This window comes from Streptomyces sp. RPT161 (assembly GCF_027533845.1).
GTDB lineage: Bacteria > Actinomycetota > Actinomycetes > Streptomycetales > Streptomycetaceae > Streptantibioticus_A > Streptantibioticus_A silvisoli_A.
In genome coordinates, this window is record NZ_JAPZVN010000030.1 from 1 (window position 1) to 18,387 (window position 18,387).

At 70.2% G+C, this 18,387-nt stretch carries 12 protein-coding genes; 6 read left to right on the plus strand and 6 right to left on the minus strand.

Annotation, left to right across the window (positions count from 1 at the left end; all coding sequences use genetic code 11):
• A partial coding sequence (locus O5O46_RS32555) for a type I polyketide synthase (protein WP_443072683.1) occupies positions 1-5,853 on the minus strand: 5,853 nt, incomplete at its 3' end.
• A 223-nt stretch (positions 5,854-6,076) separates the two neighbouring features.
• Between O5O46_RS32555 and O5O46_RS32560 the strand changes: the two genes are divergently transcribed.
• On the plus strand, positions 6,077-7,198 hold the full coding sequence (locus O5O46_RS32560; protein ID WP_269859255.1) for a nucleotide disphospho-sugar-binding domain-containing protein: 1,122 nt from the start codon (positions 6,077-6,079) through the stop codon (positions 7,196-7,198).
• Positions 7,199-7,300: 102 nt separating this feature from the next.
• Here the strand turns inward: O5O46_RS32560 and O5O46_RS32565 are convergent, their stop codons facing one another.
• The 3 genes from O5O46_RS32565 to O5O46_RS32575 form a co-directional block, all read right to left on the minus strand.
• Positions 7,301-8,863 (minus strand): PH domain-containing protein, encoded by a 1,563-nt coding sequence (locus O5O46_RS32565; RefSeq protein ID WP_269859256.1) that lies wholly within the window; start codon positions 8,861-8,863, stop codon positions 7,301-7,303.
• Positions 8,860-9,351 carry a PH domain-containing protein gene (locus tag O5O46_RS32570; RefSeq protein WP_269859257.1) on the minus strand — a complete coding sequence of 164 codons (492 nt, stop codon included), beginning with the start codon at positions 9,349-9,351 and terminating at the stop codon, positions 8,860-8,862. The genes O5O46_RS32565 and O5O46_RS32570 overlap by 4 nt, the downstream gene beginning before the upstream one ends.
• 129 nt (positions 9,352-9,480) lie before the next feature.
• Entirely contained in the window at positions 9,481-10,029 is a 549-nt protein-coding gene (locus tag O5O46_RS32575; protein WP_269859258.1) for a hypothetical protein, read from the minus strand.
• Between the two features lie 155 nt (positions 10,030-10,184).
• On the opposite strand from O5O46_RS32575, the gene O5O46_RS32580 reads away from it, so the two are divergent.
• Entirely contained in the window at positions 10,185-11,438 is a 1,254-nt protein-coding gene (locus O5O46_RS32580) for a sensor histidine kinase (protein WP_269859259.1), read from the plus strand.
• A gap of 4 nt (positions 11,439-11,442) precedes the next feature.
• A complete protein-coding gene (locus O5O46_RS32585; protein WP_269859260.1) occupies positions 11,443-12,075 on the plus strand; it encodes a response regulator in 633 nt (210 codons plus the stop codon).
• 73 nt (positions 12,076-12,148) lie between these two features.
• Here the strand turns inward: O5O46_RS32585 and O5O46_RS32590 are convergent, their stop codons facing one another.
• Both O5O46_RS32590 and O5O46_RS32595 read right to left on the minus strand, forming a co-directional pair.
• The gene (locus tag O5O46_RS32590) at positions 12,149-14,998 is read right to left on the minus strand and encodes a helix-turn-helix transcriptional regulator (protein ID WP_269859261.1); all 2,850 of its coding nucleotides are present in this window, start codon (positions 14,996-14,998) and stop codon (positions 12,149-12,151) included.
• 185 nt (positions 14,999-15,183) lie between these two features.
• Entirely contained in the window at positions 15,184-15,951 is a 768-nt protein-coding gene (locus O5O46_RS32595; RefSeq protein WP_269859262.1) for a thioesterase II family protein, read from the minus strand.
• 551 nt (positions 15,952-16,502) lie between these two features.
• Here O5O46_RS32595 and O5O46_RS32600 point away from each other — a divergent pair.
• The 3 genes from O5O46_RS32600 to O5O46_RS32610 all read left to right on the plus strand — a co-directional run bounded on the left by O5O46_RS32600 (position 16,503) and on the right by O5O46_RS32610 (position 18,239).
• On the plus strand, positions 16,503-16,973 hold the full coding sequence (locus tag O5O46_RS32600) for a MarR family winged helix-turn-helix transcriptional regulator (protein ID WP_269859263.1): 471 nt from the start codon (positions 16,503-16,505) through the stop codon (positions 16,971-16,973).
• 89 nt (positions 16,974-17,062) lie between these two features.
• Positions 17,063-17,626: a TetR/AcrR family transcriptional regulator gene (locus tag O5O46_RS32605; protein ID WP_269859264.1), complete on the plus strand. Its 564-nt coding sequence runs from the start codon at positions 17,063-17,065 to the stop codon at positions 17,624-17,626.
• A gap of 25 nt (positions 17,627-17,651) precedes the next feature.
• Complete coding sequence (locus tag O5O46_RS32610; RefSeq protein ID WP_269859265.1) at positions 17,652-18,239, plus strand: DUF4865 family protein; 588 nt, start codon at positions 17,652-17,654, stop codon at positions 18,237-18,239.
• The last annotated feature ends 148 nt before the right edge of the window (positions 18,240-18,387 follow it).

The window sequence follows — 18,387 nt, forward strand, 5'->3', positions numbered from 1 at the left end:
CCCGTTCGGCGCCGTAAGACCGTTACTCGCACCATCCTGGTTGATCGCACTACCACGAACCACAGCCAGCACGGGATGACCATTGCGCTCGGCGTCCGACAACCGCTCGACCAGCAGCATGCCGACACCCTCACCCCACCCGGTGCCATCCGCACCCGCCGCGAACGCCTTGACCCGACCGTCGCCCGCAAGGCCACGCTGACGGCTGAAGTCGACGAAGGCTTCGGGGGTGGACATGACGGTGATGCCACCGGCCAGCGCCAGTTCGCACTCGCCGTTGCGCAGTGCCTGTACGGCCAGGTGCAGTGCGACCAGCGAGGACGAGCAGGCGGTGTCGACGGTGACCGCCGGGCCTTCGAGGCCGAAGACATAGGCGATACGGCCGGAGACCACGCTCGCGGCGTTACCCGTGCCGAGGTGGCCCTCAAGGCCCTTCGGCGGGGATGTGATCAGCGAGGCGTAGTCCTGGCCGTTGGTGCCCGCGAAGACACCGGTGCGGCTGCCGCGCAGCGCGGACGGGTCGATGCCCGCACGTTCGAAGGCCTCCCACGATGTCTCCAGCAGCAGCCGCTGCTGCGGATCCATCGCCAGCGCCTCGCGCGGACTGATGCCGAAGAACTCGGCGTCGAACTGGTCGGCGTCGTAAAGGAAGCCGCCATGGCGGACGTAGGAGGTGCCCTGCTGGTCGGGGTCGGGGTTGTAGAGGCGGTCGAGGTTCCAGCCACGGTCGGTGGGGAATTCGGCGATGGCGTCCTCGCCGGAGACGAGCAGTCGCCACAACTCCTCGGGCGACCGTACGCCGCCCGGGAAGCGGCAGCTCATCGCCACGATCGCGATGGGGTCGTCATCGACGGCCGCGACCGAAGCGCCCGGGAGCGCGCTGCTCGCGGCGGTGTCCGCTCCCAGCAACTCGTCGCGCAGGTAGGCCGCGAGGGCCGAGGCGGTCGGGTAGTCGTAGATCAGTGTTGCCGGTAGGCGGAGTTCGGTCGTGGCGCCCAGTCGGTTGCGCAGTTCGACAGCGGTCAGCGAGTCGAAGCCGAGTTCCCGGAACGCGCGGTCCGCTTCCACCGCGTCGCGGCTGCTGTGGCCGAGTACCGTCGCGACCTGGGTGCGGACCAGGTCGAGGAGTTCGCGGTCCTGTTCCGCCGAGGTGAGGCCGGTGAGCCTTTCGGTGAGAGTAGTGGCGGCGTTGGCGTCGGTGATGACCCGGCCGGTGGTGGCGAGGGCGTTCTGTACCTCGGGCAGGTCCGCGATGAGCGGATTGGGCCGCACGGCGGCCGTCTCGCGAGCGTAGCGGTCCCAGTCGATGTCGGCGACGGTGACCGTCGCGTCACCGTGTTCGATGGCCTGCCGCAGGGCACGGATGGCCAGGGCCGGTGCCATCGGCGGCATGCCTTCGCGCCGCATCCGGCGCTCCAGGGAGTCGTCGGCCGCCATGCCGCTGTCGGCCCAGGGTCCCCAGGCAACCGAGGTGGCGGGCAGGCCGTCGGCGCGCCGCTGCTCCGCGAGGGCGTCCAACACGGCGTTGGCGGCGGCGTAGTTGGCCTGACCTGCCGCGCCGAGGGTGCCGCTGACGGAGGAAAAGAGGACGAACGCCGAGAGTTCGTGTTCACGGGTGAGTTCGTGCAGGTTCAGCGCGGAGACCGCCTTCGCGCGCAGCACGGTTTGGAACCGCTCGGCGGTGAGTGCGTCCAGTACGCCGTCGTCCAGCACGCCCGCCGCATGCACCACGCCGGTCAGCGGGTGCTCGGCCGGAACGGTGGCCAGCAGCTGCGCGAGCGCGTCGCGGTCCGCCGCGTCGCACGCCGCGATGGTCACCTTGGCGCCGGTGGCCGCCAACTCGGCTTCCAGCTCGGCCGTCCCGGGGGCGGCCTTGCCCCGGCGGCTGGTCAGCAGCACGTGCTCCGCGCCGCTTCCCACCAGCCATCGGGCGACCTCAGCGCCCAGCGCACCCGTACCGCCGGTGACCAGCACCGTGCCATGCGGGGCCCAGGGCCGGGCGTTGCCGCCTTCGGCGCGGGTGAGGCGGCGACCGAAGACACCGGAGGCGCGTACCGCGACCTGGTCCTCGCCGTCGAGGCCGGCCAGTACGGCGGTCAGGCGTGCGGCGGCCCGTTCGTCCAGGGTTTCGGGGAGGTCGACCAGGCCGCCCCAGCGTTCGGGCAGTTCCATGGCGGCCACCCGGCCCAGGCCCCATATGGCGGCCTGCGGTACGGCGTGCACACGGTCGGAGCGGACCACGGAAACCGCGCCGCGGGTCGCGCACCACAGGGGTGCGTCGAGGCCCGCGTCGCCGAGTGCCTGGAGCAGGGTGGCGGATGCGGTCAGGCCGTTGGCCTCGTCGAGGGCGAGCAGGGACAGGACGCCGTCGGCGGTGCGGTGTTCGGCGAGTTGCTCGGCCAGTTGGGGGCGGGTCGCCTCGGTGGAGTTGATGTCGAGGCGGTGGACGGTGGTGTCGGGCTGGACGGTCAGGGCGGCCAGCACGGCGTCGATCACGTCGGTGTGACCGGTGGCGGGGGCCAGCACGAGCCAGGTGCCGTGCGGGGTTCGGGCGCTGGATTCGGCGAGCGGCTTCCAGGTGGCCTTGTAGCGCCAGCCGTCGATCATCGAGCGGTCGCGCTGCTGCTGGCGCCAGGCCGACAGTGCGGGCAGCACCTCGGTCAGTGGCTGGTCAACGCTGACCGCGAGTTCGGCGGAGAGCGAGTCGAGGTCCTGGCGCTCCACGGCCTCCCAGAAGCGGGCGTCTCCGGGCTCAACACCGTTCGCGGCTGAGCGGGTTGTGGTGCTGTCCAGCCAGAATCGTTCGCGTTGGAAGGCGTAGGTGGGCAGTTCGATCCGCTGCGCCCCGGTACCGGCGAAGACCTCGGCCCAGTCCACGGCCCTGCCCCGGACGTGTGCCTGGGCGACGGTGATGGTCAGGGTCTCCGGCTCGAAGCGGTCCCGGCGCAGTACGGGCAGGAACGCGGCGCCGGTGGCGGTGACGCACTCCTGGGCCATGGCGGACAGCACGCCGTCCGGACCGAGTTCGATGAACGTGGTGACGCCCTGGTCATCCAACGTCCGTACGCCGTCGAGGAATCGGACGGCTTCCCGGACGTGCCGCACCCAGTACTCGGGCGAGCACAGCTGCTCGGCGGTGGCGGTGGTTCCGGTGAGGGTGGAGACGATGGGGATGCGCGGCGGCTGGTACTCCAGCACCTGTGCCACACGGCGGAACTCGGCGAGCATGCCGTCCATGTGCGGCGAGTGGAAGGCGTGACTGACCGTGAGGCGCTTGGTCCTGCGGCCCTGTGCCTCGAAGTGCGCGGCGATGTCCAGCGCCGCGTCCTCGTCGCCCGCGATCACGGTCGACGTGGGACCGTTGATGGCGGCGATGTTGACCCGGTCGGTCAGCAGTGGGCCGACCTCGTCCTCGGATGCCTCGATGGCCACCATGGCGCCGCCGCCCGGCAGTTCCTGCATCAACCGGCCGCGGGCGGCGACCAGTGCGCAGGCGTCCTCCAGCGAGAGCACGCCCGCCACGTGGGCGGCGGCCAGCTCGCCGATCGAGTGGCCGGTCAGTACGTCCGGCCGCACTCCCCAGGACTCCAGCAGCCGGAACAGCGCAACTTCGACGGCGAACAGCGCGGGCTGGGTGTAGGCGGTCTGGTCGAGCGGTTCGGGGTTGTCGCCGAACAGCACGTCGAGCAGGGGCAGTTCGAGGTGCTCGTCCAGGTACCAGCAGGCGTCGTCCAGAGCGTCGGCGAACACCGGGTAGTTGTCGTACAACTCCCGTCCCATGCCGAGGCGTTGGCTGCCCTGGCCGGTGAACAGGAACGCGGTGCGGCCCGCTACGGGCGCGCCGGTCACGACGGACGGCGTCGGCGTGCCGTCGGCGAGGGCGCGCAGGGCGTCGAGGAAGGCGGGGCGTTCGTCCGCGACGAGCACCGCGCGCTGCTCGAAGGTGGCCCGGGTGGTGGCCAGCGAGAAGCCGATGTCGACGGTGCGGTGCCCCGGCTCGGCGGCGAGTCGGGCGTGCAGCAGCTCGGCCTGGGCGCGCAGGGCGGCCGGGGTCTTCGCCGACAGCACCCAGGGCAGTACGGCGGGTGGCGCGGCCGGTGCGGTCTGCTCCGGGGTCTCCGTGTCGTCGGTGGGGGCCTGCTCGATGATGGCGTGGGCGTTGGTGCCGCTCATGCCGAACGAGGACACACCGGCCCTGCGCGCCCGGCCGGTGTCCGGCCAGTCGCGGCTCTCGGTGAGCAGTTCGACGGCGCCCGCGGTCCAGTCGACGTGCGGGGTCGGCTCGTCGATGTGCAGCGAGCGGGGCAGTACACCGTCCCGCATCGCCATCACCATCTTGATGACTCCGGCGACGCCGGCGGCGGCCTGGGTGTGGCCGATGTTGGACTTCAGCGAGCCCAGCCACAGCGGCTGGTCGTCGGGGCGGTGCTGGCCGTAGGTGGCGATCAGCGCCTGCGCCTCGATGGGGTCGCCGAGGCGGGTGCCGGTGCCGTGGGCCTCGACCACGTCCACATCGGCGGCGGCCAGACCGGCGTTGGCCAACGCCTGGCGGATGACACGCTGTTGGGAGGGACCGCTGGGAGCGGTAAGGCCGTTGCTGGCGCCGTCCTGGTTGATGGCGGTGCCGCGGACGATGGCCAGCACCGGGTGGCCGTTGCGCCGTGCGTCGGACAGCCGCTCGACCAGCAGCATTCCGGCGCCCTCGCCCCAGGCGGTGCCGTCGGCGGCGGCGGCGAACGGCTTGCAGCGGCCGTCGGGGGCCAGGCCGCGCTGGCGGCTGAAGGCGATGAACGAGCCGGGGTTGGCCATGACCGCCACTCCACCGGCGAGCGCCATGGAGCACTCCCCGCTGCGCAGCGCCTGTACGGCCAGGTGCAGCGCGGCCAGTGAGGAGGAGCAGGCGGTGTCGACGGTGACGGTGGGGCCCTCGAAGCCGAAGGTGTAGGCGATGCGGCCGGAGGCGACGCTGGCCGCGTTGCCGGTGACCAGATAGCCCTCGAAACCCTCTTCCGCCTCGTGCAGGCGCGGGCCGTAGTCCTGGGTCTCCTGGCCCACGAAAACGCCGATCTGGCCGCCGCGGAAATGCGCGGGGTCGATTCCGGCGCGTTCGAACGCTTCCCAGGAGGTTTCCAGCAGCAGCCGCTGCTGCGGATCCATGGCGAGTGCCTCGCGCGGTGAAATTCCGAAGAACGCCGGGTCGAACTGGTCGGCGTCATGTAGGAATCCGCCCTCGCGGGCATAACTGGTGCCCGGCCGGTCCGGGTCCGGGTCATAGAGTCCGGCGAGGTCCCAGCCGCGGCCGGACGGGAATTCGGTGATGGCGTCGACGCCGCCCAGCGCGATGTTCCACAGGTCTTCGGGGGACCGTACGTCGCCGGGGTAGCGGCAGCCCATGCCGACGATGGCGATGGGCTCGTCGTCGGCGAAGGCGGTGGCCACCACAGGAAGCGTGTCGTCCGCGGTCAGGCCGAGGATCTCGGCGCGAAGTTGGCGGGCCAGCGCGACGGGGGTCGGGTAGTCGAAGGCGAGGGTCACCGGCAGCCTCAGTCCGGTGCCCGCGGTGAGTCGGCTGTGCAGGTCGACCGCGGCGAGCGAGTCGAATCCCAGCTCAAGGAACGGGCGGTGGGGGTCGAGGTGTTCCGGTGCCGAGTCACGCAGCGCGGCGCGGACCAGGGTGCCCAGCCAGTCGAGCAGAGCCTGTTCCTGCTCGTCCGCGGGCAGTTCGGCGAGCCGCTGCCGCCAGGACGAGACATCGGCGGCGGCGTCCGCCGCCGTGTCGGGACCCGCTACGTCAGGACCCAAGCCCTTCACGTCGCTGCTTTCGGGCGTGAAATCCTCGGATCCACTCATCAACGCGCTCCATTACCGTGACAGACAGAATCCAACGACCATTTCGCAGCCTGTCATGGAGCACAGCCCTTAAGTAACCCCTCCAAACCCCCTATTCACCCCTATCCGTTGGACCTGGGCACGCGCCTTGACGGGCTTTGGGGGACCCGATGAGAATGCGCTGGGCAAGCAGGAAAAGTCAAGAATACCGACTGCATTTCGCGCAGTCCGAAAGGAGCGCGTAGCGATGCGCGTGTTGTTCGTCTCGTATCCGGCCATCGGCCATGTTTTCCCCACGGTTCCGCTGCAGTGGGCGCTGCGGGCCGCCGGTCATGAGGTGCTGGTGGCCACCGGAAGCTACGGGCTGGAAGTCGCCAACGCCGGGCTGCATGTGGCCGATGTGGCGCCGGGTCTGGAACTGGAAAGCTTCTTCCAGGGGACCGTTCCGGAGCTGCTGGAGCGGGTGCGCAGGCCGGAGGGCCCGGACCCGATGGCAGGTATCCAGCTGTTCGCGCACCTCAACGACCATCTGACGGACGGCATCGTCCGCACCGCCGAGGCGTTCCGCCCGGACCTGATCGTCTACGAGCAGATCTTCGTGTCCGGTCTGATCGCCGCCCAGAAGCTCGGAGTTCCCGCCGTCCAGCACAACTTCGGCTTCGCGCGCGGAGGTGACATCCGCGCGCTGACCGTCGCCCAACTCACCGAGACCATGCGGCGACACGGCGTGGACAGCGTGCCGGAGCAGGTGCGCACCATCGACATCGCGCCGCCGAGCATGGCCGAGCCCGAGCCGCTCGGCTGGTCGATGCGGCCCGTGCCGTACAACAGCGGTGCGGTGCTGCCGGACTGGGTGCTGGACAAGCCGGGGCGGCCGCGTATCGCCGTGACGCTGGGGACGGCATCGGTGCACGTCACCGGCCTTGGGCCGGTGCAGCGGCTGCTGGCCGCGGCACCCTCGGTGGACGCGGAGTTCGTGCTGGCGCTCGGCGAGGTGGACACCAGCGCGCTGGGTGAACTGCCGTCCAACGTACGGGCCGTGGGGTGGGTGCCGCTGACCGTGCTGATGCAGACCTGTGTCGGCGCCGTGCACCATGGCGGTGCGGGTACCACGCTGGCCGGGCTGAACGCCGGTGTCCCGCAGATCATCCTGCCGGACGGTGCGGACCGGTTCGTCAACGCCCAGGCGGTGCATGACCGGGGCGCCGGGATCAGCGCCACCGCCGAGGACCTCGACGTGGAGCTGCTGCGGCGGCTGGTGTCCGACGAGAAGCTGCGCACCGCGGCGGCCGAGGTACGGGAGGAGATCGCCACCATGCCTTCTCCGGCGGTGCTGGTGGAGCGCCTGGTCGAGCTGGCCGCGGGGTGAGCCGCGGGAGACAACAGAACACCGGCAACGCTTAGAAGTGGGGGGCGACGGTCAAGTCGCCCCCCACTTCCCGGGGGTTGGGACAGTTGGTCTGTGTGGGGCTCAGCGGTGCCTGCGGTCCCGCCGGTGGGTGGGCACCCGCTCCAGGAACGGGGCGAGCAGGTTCGGCACCGCCTCCTCGGCGAATGACAGCCCCTCGGCCACGCTCACGTCGCGGACCTTGTAGCAGTGCTCACCGGCCGATGTGGTGGCGCCCAAGGTGAGCAGCCCCGAACGGCGTTGGAAGAACGAGCGGGAGATGTTCCAGCCGATGATGCCCTCCCGCTGCAGGGCCACCGTGCGGTGCGCGAAGGTGCCCGAGCGGGTCACCATGTACTGGCCGCGCATGCCGTGCCCGAGGGTGCGGTACGCGTCGTACGCCAGCGCCACCGTGACCGGCACCAGCACCACGGCGGTGGCCACGGCCGCGTAGAGCAGTGTGGTGGACAGCCACAGGCCGAGGGCCGCCAGCGGGATGGTGATCAGCGCGGTGACCGTCAGCGCACGGTTGATGCGGCGGCGCAGGGCGATGCGCGGGTGCGGCCTGAGGTCGGTCAGTGAGGTCAGCGACTCGGACTCGGACAGTACGTCGGCGGCGACGCGCAGCGCCTCGGCACGTGGCACCGGCGGCGTGAGCATCCGGCGCTTGCGGTTCTCGTCCCGGTCGCCCAGGCCGCTGGCCACCGCGTTGAGGCGGGCGCCACCGGCCCAGCGCAGGAACATCGTCTCGCCCAACTCCACACCGCGCAGCCGCCGTTCCTCGATGGTGACGGAGCGGGTGACGAGCAGTCCGCGCAGTACCCGGAAGGTGCCGCCGTCCTCCCGCTCAAGCCGGTAGCCGTACCAGCCCTCGGTGAAGGTGGCGGTGGAGAAGATGGCACCGAGCACCACGACGATCAGCAGCGTGACCAGGATGCCGAACCACAGGGGTACGGATCCGTAGTGGGCCTCGATGGACTTGACGAACCCGAGTTGCAGCGGGTCGATCTTCATCTCGTGGAGCGTGCGGTACGCGGTGCCGACCGCGGCCAGCACGCCGCCGACGCCCCAGATGGTCAGCGGCGCGTAGCGGATCCAGGACCAGTCCAGGTCGGCGATCGGGCCGTCGTCCTCGGACGCCGCGACCTGCGCGGCGTCCCTGCGGCTGAGCAGCCGTTGCCGCAGTTCGGCGGCCTGGGCCTTGCTGACGCCGTCCAGGGTGAGCTTGCGGCCCGCGGAGTAGGTCTGTTCACCGGTGCCGATCCGCAGCGAGGTGAGCCCGAAGACGCGGTGGACCGGGTTGGCGGTCAGGTCGACACTGCGGATGCGGTCCAGCCGTATCGCCCGGTGGCTGCGGAACAGCAGTCCGGAGCGCAGTTCCACGCGGTCCTCGGTGATGCGGTACCGGGTGGTCAAGTACCGCATCATGCCGATGCCGGTCACCACCAGGAAGGTGATGAGCAGCGAGCCCAGGGTGATCAGGGCCTGGAGGTTGAGATTGCCGCCGGTGGCCACCAGGGTGCCCGCCCAGGAGGCGAGCGGCGCGCACAGCAGGCTGGCGTGCACCAGGATCAGCCGGGCGTTGAGCCGTTCCCACCCGGGGGTCGCGGCGTCCGTGCGGGGCCGGGCGGGGGCGCCGGCGCTCATGTCGCGTCTCCGGGAGTGGCCTGGGTGTACTTGGTGAGGTGCTCCACCACATCGGCGGCGACCCGGTGGTCAAGTCCCTTGATCTTGACGGCGCCAGAGGCCGAGGCGGTGGTCACGGTGATCCCGGAGAGCCGGAACATCTGCTGGAGCGGGCCGCGCAGCGTGTCCACCGTCTGGATCCGGGACAGCGGCACCACGCGCCACCGCTGCCACAGCCACCCGGACGCGGCGTACACCGCGTCGTTGGTGGTCTCCCAGCGGTGGACGCGGTAGCGCCAGGCGGGCATCACCAGCATGTAGGCGAGCCCGGGGACCAAGGTGATCGCCAGGCACCAGCCGAACCAGGTCCTGGCGGGCGGGATGAACAGGTAGAGCACCGCGAACACGATCGGCAGCGGCAGCGCGAAGATCGACGACTGCGTGGTCCACCAGGCGACGGCGCGGCGCTCGACGCGGTTCCGAGGCGGACGGAGCCTCACATCATCCATTGCGTTCCACTGCTTCCACTTGAGCTCCTACTAAGTTCCCTTGCGATGTCGGCCTGGTCCGCCCCCTGGTCCGGCTGGGGCCCCGGGGTGGCCCCGGGGATGCGGTAACCGACGTGCAGCGCTGGGCAGTTAGGGGATGCGAACGGCTTCGGCCTGCGAGACGGCGGCGTTGCCCTGGGCCAGTAGCTTGCGGCGCCGGGTCAGCAGCACCGCGGTACGGGCCAGCACCATCGCCAGCGACATGAAGACGAAGGCGTTCGCGTAGACGTCCTGCCCGCTGAGCTTGTAGTCGATGCTGAACTTGACGATTCCCTGGCTGAACCAGTGCTCGGTCCCGTAGGCGAACAGGACGCGCGTGCTGGACAGCACGATCCACAGCAGAGCGTATCCGATGCCACCCCTGGTGTAGATCTGGCCGCTGGCCGAATCCCGTTCGGCGGGCAGCAGGGCTCCCGCGATCAGTCCGCAGATGGCACCCACGCCGATGCCGACGAGTTGCAGCGAGATGTCGTTGCCGCCGGTCGGCAGCGAGTGCACGAACAGTGCGATGACGATGGCGACCGCGAGCAGTGACCGCGCCATCCGCATGTTGGTGACGCGCCGACGGCCGAGGTCGGTCGCCAGGATGATGGTGAGGATCGTCGCGCTGGCGATGAGCGCGGTCAGAAACGGGCTCATGTGACTACTGGCCTTCCCTGGTCTGGCGCCATTCCCTGCGCCACTGCACTCCACGCTATGGGCGCACCCCGTCCCAGCGGGACGACTGAACGGTTGGACCCGCTGTCCACCGACCGGTGGACAAGCGGACACCCAAGGGTGGTAGGACTTGTGCTGTGCGCACTCACACCCCGGTGAACTCCCAGGTGAACGCGGTGGAGCAGACCACGGACCAGGCCCCCGAGGCGGGGAACCGCTGGTTCGGCCTGTGGGACGGGTACTTCGCCATCAGCTACGCCGTCACCACCGTGCTGCTGTTCACCACCCACGGCGAACAGACGCGCCGCGCCATCGCCATCGGCGCGTTGACACTGGCGGTCCCGTGGTACGCGGCGCTGGGCCGCGGTCTGATGCTGCACAACACCGTCCACCGGACCGTCACCCGACGCAACATCGTGTTCGGGCTGGGCCTGTTCGTGCTGTTCGCGGTGGCCACCGCGTTCGACATCTCGGGGTCCTTCGCCCTGTTCGCCATCGTGCCGATGCTGATGATGGCGCTGCCCACCTCGTCGGCGATCGCGGTGGTGCTGCTGGCCAGCCTCATGCCGGTGACGGTCGTCTGGCTGACCGGCGGGGACATGGGCACCGTGCTGCCCATCTCGCTGCTCGGCATAGCGCTGTCCGTACTGCTGGGGCTGTGGATCACCCGGGTGGTGCGGCAGAGCAGGGAGCGCGCCGAGCTGATCGACGAGCTGCGGCGCAGCCGTGAGCAGTTGGCCCGGCTGTCCCACGAGGCCGGGATCTCCGCCGAGCGCGAGCGGTTGGCCCGGGAGATCCACGACACCCTGGCACAGGGCCTGACCAGCATCATCAGCCTGGTGCAGGCCGCCGAGTCGGAGGTGACCTACGCCCCGCAGCTGGCCCTCCAGCACCTGGGCCTGGCCGGGAGGGTGGCCAAGGACAGCCTGGCCGAGGCGCGTGACTTCGTCGCCGCGCTCACCCCTCCAGCGCTGCGGGAGAGCTCTCTGGTGCAGGCGGTACGGCGGCAGGCGGAGGGGTTGGAGGCGGAGACCGGCCTCGCGGTGCGCTGCTCCGTGCGGGGCACGGACCGGCCGCTGCCGATGGCGGTGAGCGTGGTCCTGCTGCGGTCGGTCCAGGAGGCCTTCGCGAACGTGCGCAAGCACGCCAGGCAGGCACGGAACGTGGACGTTCTCCTGGTGTTCGAGGAGGCCAGTGTCCGCCTGCTGGTGCGGGACGACGGCGCGGGCTTCCAGGACCAGCCGGTGGCCCGCGACGGCGGCGGGTTCGGGCTGCGCGGCATGCAGGCCAGGGCGCGCGAGATCAACGGGGTGGCGACCGTCAGCAGCCGCCCGGGACAGGGCACCACCATCGAGGTCTCGGTGCCCGCTGAGCCAACCAGCGAGGGATGAGGACGTGACGGACCACAACGCGATCAGGGTGCTGCTGGCCGACGACCACCCGGTGGTACGGGAGGGCCTGTGCGCCATGCTGGAGTCCGCCGAAGGCGTCACCGTCGTCGGGCAGGCCGGATCCGGTGAGGAGGCGGTGACCCTCGCGGGCCGTCTGACGCCCGACATCGTGCTGCTCGACCTACGCATGGGCGGGATGGACGGGGTGGACGCCACCGGGCACATCCTGCGCGCCTCACCGCGCAGCAAGGTCGTCATCGTCACCACGTACGAGAGCGACGCCGACATCCTGCGGGCCGTGGAGGCGGGCGCGGCCGGATATCTGCTCAAGGGCAGCTCCCGGATGGAGCTGATCAACGCGGTACAGGCGGCGGCGCGCGGTGAGACGGTGCTGACGCCGTCGCTGGCGACCAAGCTGTTCCGGGCGCGGGCGGTGGACACCCCGCCGCTGTCCGACCGTGAGATCGAGGTGCTGCGGTTGGTCAGCCAGGGCCTGACCAACGCGGAGATCGGCAGGAAGCTGTTCATCGGCGAGGCGACGGTGAAGACGCATCTGCTGCGCGCGTACCGCAAGTTGGACGTCTCGGACCGCACGGCCGCCGTCATCACCGCACTGGAGCGGGGCCTGCTGTCCTGACCGCCGTGGTGCGTGCTCGCCATCGCGTCGGAAAGGGGCCTGGGGTGGGGGCGAGCCCCCACCCCCCGAACCACTAGGCGATGCCCGCCAGGCTGCTTTCGGCGAGCTTCGACGGCAGGTCGCGGCGGCGCTTGACCTTCAACTTGCGGTATATCCGGGTCAGATGCTGCTCCACGGTGCTCACCGTCACATACAGCTTGGTGGCGATCTCCCGGTTGGTGTGTCCGTGCGCGGCCAGTACCGCGACCCGGGACTCGGCCTCGGTGAGCGCCTCCGCCTCACGTGACACGTCCGCCTGACCGGCGACGGCGACCTCGCCGTCCGCGTCACCTGGCATCAACTGCTGGCACAACGGCTCGGCACCGCACGCCTTGGCCACGTGCCACGCCTTGCGCACCAGCAGCCGCGCCCGGTTGAACTCGCCCAGCGCACGGTAGCCGTTGCCCAACTCGCCCAATGCGGCCGCGAGTTGCAGCCGGTCGTCACCGTTCTCCAGGATCTCGACCGCTTCCTTGAGCAGGTGCAGTCGACGCTTGAGGTCAGCGGTGCGGGCCAGCACCAGCAGTTGCGCACCGCGGGTGCGGCTGGTGCCCGAACCTCCGCGCAGCGGCTGCCGCTCGGCCAGCGACCTGGCCTGGCCTGCCTCGTCCAGGGCGAGCCAGGCCTCGGCGGCGTCGATCCGCCACGGCACCAACTCGGCGGAGTCGACCCCCCACTCCTCCATCAGCCGTCCGCAGGCCAGGAAGTCCTCCAGGGCGGCGTGGTAGCGGCCGGTCGCCAGGTGGCTGCGGCCACGGGCGCGTAGGTAGTGCAGCCCCGGCAGGGTGCGGAACAGGGCGGCGGGCACCGGCTGTTCGAGCAGTGCCATCGCCTCGTCGTGCCGCCCCATCGCGGTCTCGGCCTGGATCAGGGTGCTCAGCGGCAGGGCGATGAGCGCTCCCCAACTCTGCAGGGAGATCAGCGACATCGCGGAACGGGCGTGGTGCGCGGCACCCGGCAGATCGCCCTGGCGCAGCGCGATCTCCGCCCGTACCGCGGACAGCAGCGCGTGCCAGGCCGGCGCGCGGCGGGCCGAGCACTCGCTCAGCAGCCGCTCGCACCAGGCCAGGGCCAGGTCGGCGCGGTCCGCGTAGAGCAGCGCCAGCAGCGCGAAGACCAGCGGCTGCAGGGTGCTGTCGCTGAGCCGGTACCGCTGGAGTACCCGCTGGGCCTCGGCCACGGCGGTGTCACCGCGTCCGTCCGCGAGCGAGGCGGAGATGGCGGAGGCCGCCTGGGTGTGGGCGTCGCCCACGGTGCCGCAGGCCCCGCCCTGTGTCGTCGCCCGGCTGATCCCTGAGTCCGGGAAGACCGACTGCAACGGCGGGCTGATCATGGCCAGCCAGCGGCGGGCGGCCTCCAGGGCCGCCTCGTCGTGGCCCGGCTCCTGCTCGGTGCGCGACCGCTCGGTACGGGACTGGAGTTCGCGGACCGACTCGACCGCGTCGTCCAGCCGTCCGGACCACGCCAGGTACGACATCGACATCGCCAGATAGCGGCGCGGCAGCCTTCCCGGCTCCAGTTCCGCGGTCAGTTGCGGAAGGTGCTTCTCGGCCGCCGCCGGGCAGCTGCGCCAGACCACGCTGACCAGCTTGGCCTTGATCTCGGCCCGGGTGGCGCCGACCTGGCAGGCGCTGTGGGCGAGTTCGAGGCAGCGCAGCGCGAACTCGGTGTCGTCGTCGACCAGGGCGTACTCGGCCGCCTCCTGGAGCACCGGCACCATCTCCGGCGCCACGTCCTGACGCGCGGCGAGCAGGTGCCGGGCCACGTCGAGGGCGCTGGCGCCGTCCTTGTGCAGCAGGTGCGCGGCGCGCAGGTGCAGGCTCGACAGGGTGTCGGCCGGGGTGGCGGCCAGTACGGCGTCGCGCGCCGAGGTGTCGCGGAAGGTACCGCCGTCCAGCACGGCGCAGCGGCTGAGGTCCTGGATGCCGTGTTCCGCCGACTCGGCGTGGATCTCAAGCACCCGGCTGAGCAGCGCGGTTGAGCTTGCGTCGCCCAGTACGGCCACGCCGCGGGCCACGGTCAGCATCTCGGGCTCGCCTCGGTGCAGGCAGTCGCGCACCGCCTGCGAGAACGTCTCGGCCGGTGCGACACGCTGGAACGGCTCGCCGCGCTCGGCGCCCTGGCAGTCTTCCAGCAGTGCGCGCAGCAGCAGCGGGTTGCCGCCGGTGATGTCGTGGCACTCGGCGGCGAGCCGGGACGCCATGGACGGTGCGAAGTGACCGGCCAGCACGCTCGCGGTGCCCTTGGGGGACAGCATGCCCACCTGCACCCGGGTGCAGTGCGGCTGGCGCAGCAGTTCGGCGTGGAAGGCCAGTTGCTCCTGCCGCAGCCTGGTGGACTCGGTCAGCACGATCAGGATCCGCGCCTGGCGCACCCGTCGGGCCAGGTAGAGCAGGAATTGCAGGGAGTGGTCGTCGGCGCAGTGCACATCGTCGATGGCGATGACGACCGTTTGCTCCCTGGCGAGTTGCAGCAGCGCCCAGGAGGCGAAGGGCATCGCCCGCATCCGGGCGTGCGGCGCCGCCTCAACAGATGCCTCGTCCAACAGCCGTATCGCGTCGGAACGCACCTGCGGCGATATCGAGGGGTGGTCGAAAATCTTTCTCAGGATCCCGAACGGCAGTGAGCGCTCGGCTCGCGATCCGGTGGCGTCAAGGAGTAGCGCGGCTTCCTCGATCGCCTGCTCGGTAAAGCTTTCCAGCAGTTCCGTTTTCCCACTCGCTACGGCACCGCTGATCAGGGCCACACGGCCTCGGCCCTTCGTCGCGCTCTGCAGCAGTTCATGCAGCGCGGCCATGTGGCTCTCGCGCTCTACCAACTTGGCGGATAGTGACACAATTTCCCCCGATTCGCATTGCGCCGGACCGCACGGAGTTAACGTCACGGCAATGCGCGTAAATCGGAACCATTAAGGGTTCGCAGGCCGTGGAAGGCCGGGAACAGGTCGTCAGATCTTTGGTTTGGCAACGAATCCTGGTGCGCCCTGGGGTGGTGGGCGCACCGCCGATTCGAATGGTTGGGGAGCCCCGTGGTCAGGCGGGTCTCCTCGGCTCTCCCTCAGGGGTTGTACTAAGAGACCGCGGTACTGCGGTTGTTGAGCGCCGCGGACACGATCTTGACGATCTGCTGCTGATGGTTGGCCAAGAAGAAGTGGCCGCCCGGGAAAACGTGGATGTCGAACGCACCGCTGGTGTGCTCGCGCCAGGCCTGCGCCTCCTCCAGGCTGGTCCGCGGGTCGTTGTCACCGGTCAGTACGGTGATGGGAGCCCGCACCGCGGCACCGGGCTCGGCCCGGTACTTCTCGATGGCCGTGTAGTCGCTGCGGATCGCGGGCAACACCATCCGCAGGATCTCCTCGTTCCCGAGGATCTCCGGGTTGGTGCCGCTCAGCACCCGCATTTCCTTGACGATACCGTCGTCGTCCCGCAGGTGCACGCTCTCGTCACGGTACCGGGAGGGGGCCCGTCGGCCAGAGGCGAAAACGACCAGCGGAACGAAATCCAGATCGCGCTCAAGACGCCGGGTCACCTCGAAGGCGAGAACGGCACCCATGCTGTGGCCGAAGAGGGCCGTCGGACGGTCCAACCACGGTTTCAGTTCAGCGGCGATGGCGTCGGCGTACTCACCGATGTTCTCGATGGCGCGGTCCGCGCGGCGGTCCTGGCGACCTGGGTACTGCAATGAAAGGACGTCTACCGCGGGAGAGAGCGCACGCGACATCGGGAAGTAGAAGGGCGCTGACCCGCCGGCATGCGGCAGGCATACGAGACGCACTCCGCTTTCCTCGGCAGGGTGGAAACGGCGTATCCAACGGCTGGCGTCCTGGAGTTCACCCACTGCACCGAAACTCTTTCCTGTGGTTCCCCGACCTGTGGCCGAACGCGATGGTCCCTGCGGAGTGCCTGCGCGACATGCTGCTGCGAGGGCGCCGTTGCCTGTCCGGCACTTCGACATGAACTCCTCGGCCCGGTTCCATGTCTAGCAGAACGGGTGATCTAGGGGGTACCCCTACCTTTGGACCTACCACCCGGATGGTGCCTGAGGCGACAGATCGAAAGTCCCCCGTTCTGCCTGGTGGTTGGGGGTGTTCGACGGGCCGGTAGGGGGATGCGGGAAACCAGTTGCCTCTGCGGTCCCATACGAACTCGTGACGGGTTCTTGGCGCCGAGTCGGGGCGCGTTGGGAGCGCGGGGGGCGCGCAGAGGGGCGTACAGGAGCGCGGGATGAGCGGATGGCCGCACCGCGGGGGCGCGGTCGCGAACCGGCGGGCAGGCGCGGCCGGCCTCCCCTCGGGGGCCTGGCAGGTCCGAGGGGCGCTTTGCAGGAGCCGCCGGCCTCCGGCCGACAGCTCTACACTGGGCGGGACGTACGCTGCGAGGAGGGCGCGATTGTCCCGGACGGACCAGTCGGAGTCGACAGAGGCTCTGGCTCAGGGCTGGTGCGCGCTGGCTGCCCTGCATTCCCGTATCGCGAGCCGCGTCGAGCGTGCCCTGCAGTCCGCGCACGGCCTCGGTGTGACGGAGTACTCCGTGCTCCGGGTACTCAGCCGCCAGCAGGGCTACCACATGCGGATGCAGCAGTTGGCCAACGCCGTGGTGCTCAGTCAGAGCGCCACCACCCGTGTGGTGAACAAGCTGGAGGACCAGGGCCTGCTCACCCGCTATCTGTGCGCCGACGATCGGCGCGGCATCTACACCGAGGTCACCGAGGCAGGACGGGCGCTGCTCGACGCCGCCCGACCGACCAACGACGCCGCCCTGCGCGAGGCGCTCGACGAGGCGGCCCAGGAGCCCGAACTGGCCCCACTGGTACGCGCCGTGGAGACCGTCGATCCCGTCGCCGGCGCCGCCGTTCCTTAGCCTCCCGGCCTTCAGGGCTCTCGCCCTCGCGGTGCCCGAGGGGGCCTGAGTACCTGGAAATTGTAACTACTAGTACGTACACTGACCGCATGGACACGGCTGACCGTTTGATCGAAGGCACCCGCGAACTGCTCTGGGAACGCGGCTACGTGGGGACCAGCCCGAAGGCGATCCTCCAGCGCGCCGGGGCGGGCCAGGGCAGCATGTACCACCACTTCAGCGGCAAGGCCGACCTCGCGCTGGCCGCCGTGCGGCGATCCGTGGAGCAGATGCGGACGGCGGCGGACGCCCTGCTGTCCGCTCCCGGTACCGCCCTGGAGCGGATCACCGCGTATCTGCGCCGCGAGCGCGATGTGTTGCGCGGCTGCCCGATCGGGCGTCTGACGATGGACCCGGACATCATCGCCAGCCCTGAACTACGCGCGCCACTGGACGAGTTGTTCGGCTGGCTTCGGCAGCGCCTCGCCGAGGTGATCGCCGAAGGCCAGTCCCGCGGTGAACTCGGCGCGGAGCTGGACCCGGTGGCCACCGCAGCCGCCATCGCGGCGACGCTGCAAGGCGGTTACGTACTCGCCCGCGCCGCAGACTCGACCGAACCGTTCGAGCACGCCGTCACCGGCGTACTGGCGCTCCTCGCGTCAGCCGACCACTAGGCAGCCCAAGGGAGTTCACTCCGCCATGTACGCCATGCAGTACCAGATCACCCTGCCCGCCGACTACGACATGGAGATCATCAGGCGCCGCGTCAGAACCCGGGGCTCGGCCCTTGACGCCTTTCCCGGCCTGGGGTTGAAGGCGTATCTGATCCGCGAGCGGGAGAAAGGCTCGCCAGTCAACCAGTACGCGCCCTTCTACCTGTGGCACTCCATCGACGGCATGAACCGGTTCCTGTGGGGTGGCGGCGGGTTCCACGGCATCGTCGACGACTTCGGGCGCCCACCGGTGGAGCACTGGACCGGCGTCGGCTACGAGCGCGGCCCCGCGTTCGCCAGCACCCCGCGCGCCGCGACTCGCCGTACCCAGCCCGTACCGTCGGGCATCGACCCCACCTCCTTCGTCAGTCGTGAACTCGACATGTTGCGGGAGCACGGTTCCGCCCCCGCGGTGCACTCCTCGGCGCTCGCCATCGACCCCCGGCACTGGGAGTTGGTGCGCTTCACGCTCTGGGAGCGCCTGGCCGAGCGGCCGGAGGGCGAGACGGGTTACGAGGTACTGCACCTCAGCTCACCGCACTTGGCCGAGCTGCCCACCGGCCGTCACTGGTAGCGCCGGCGAGCGGCCCTGACGGCATTTCTCGCTCTCGACACGATTGTCACTATTACGCCGGTTCTCCGTCACAGATGTTCCACAGGGCCTGCCGGACTACGGCCGGTGTCGTTGTCCGGCACAGAGTGACTGCACAGCAGCCACTATC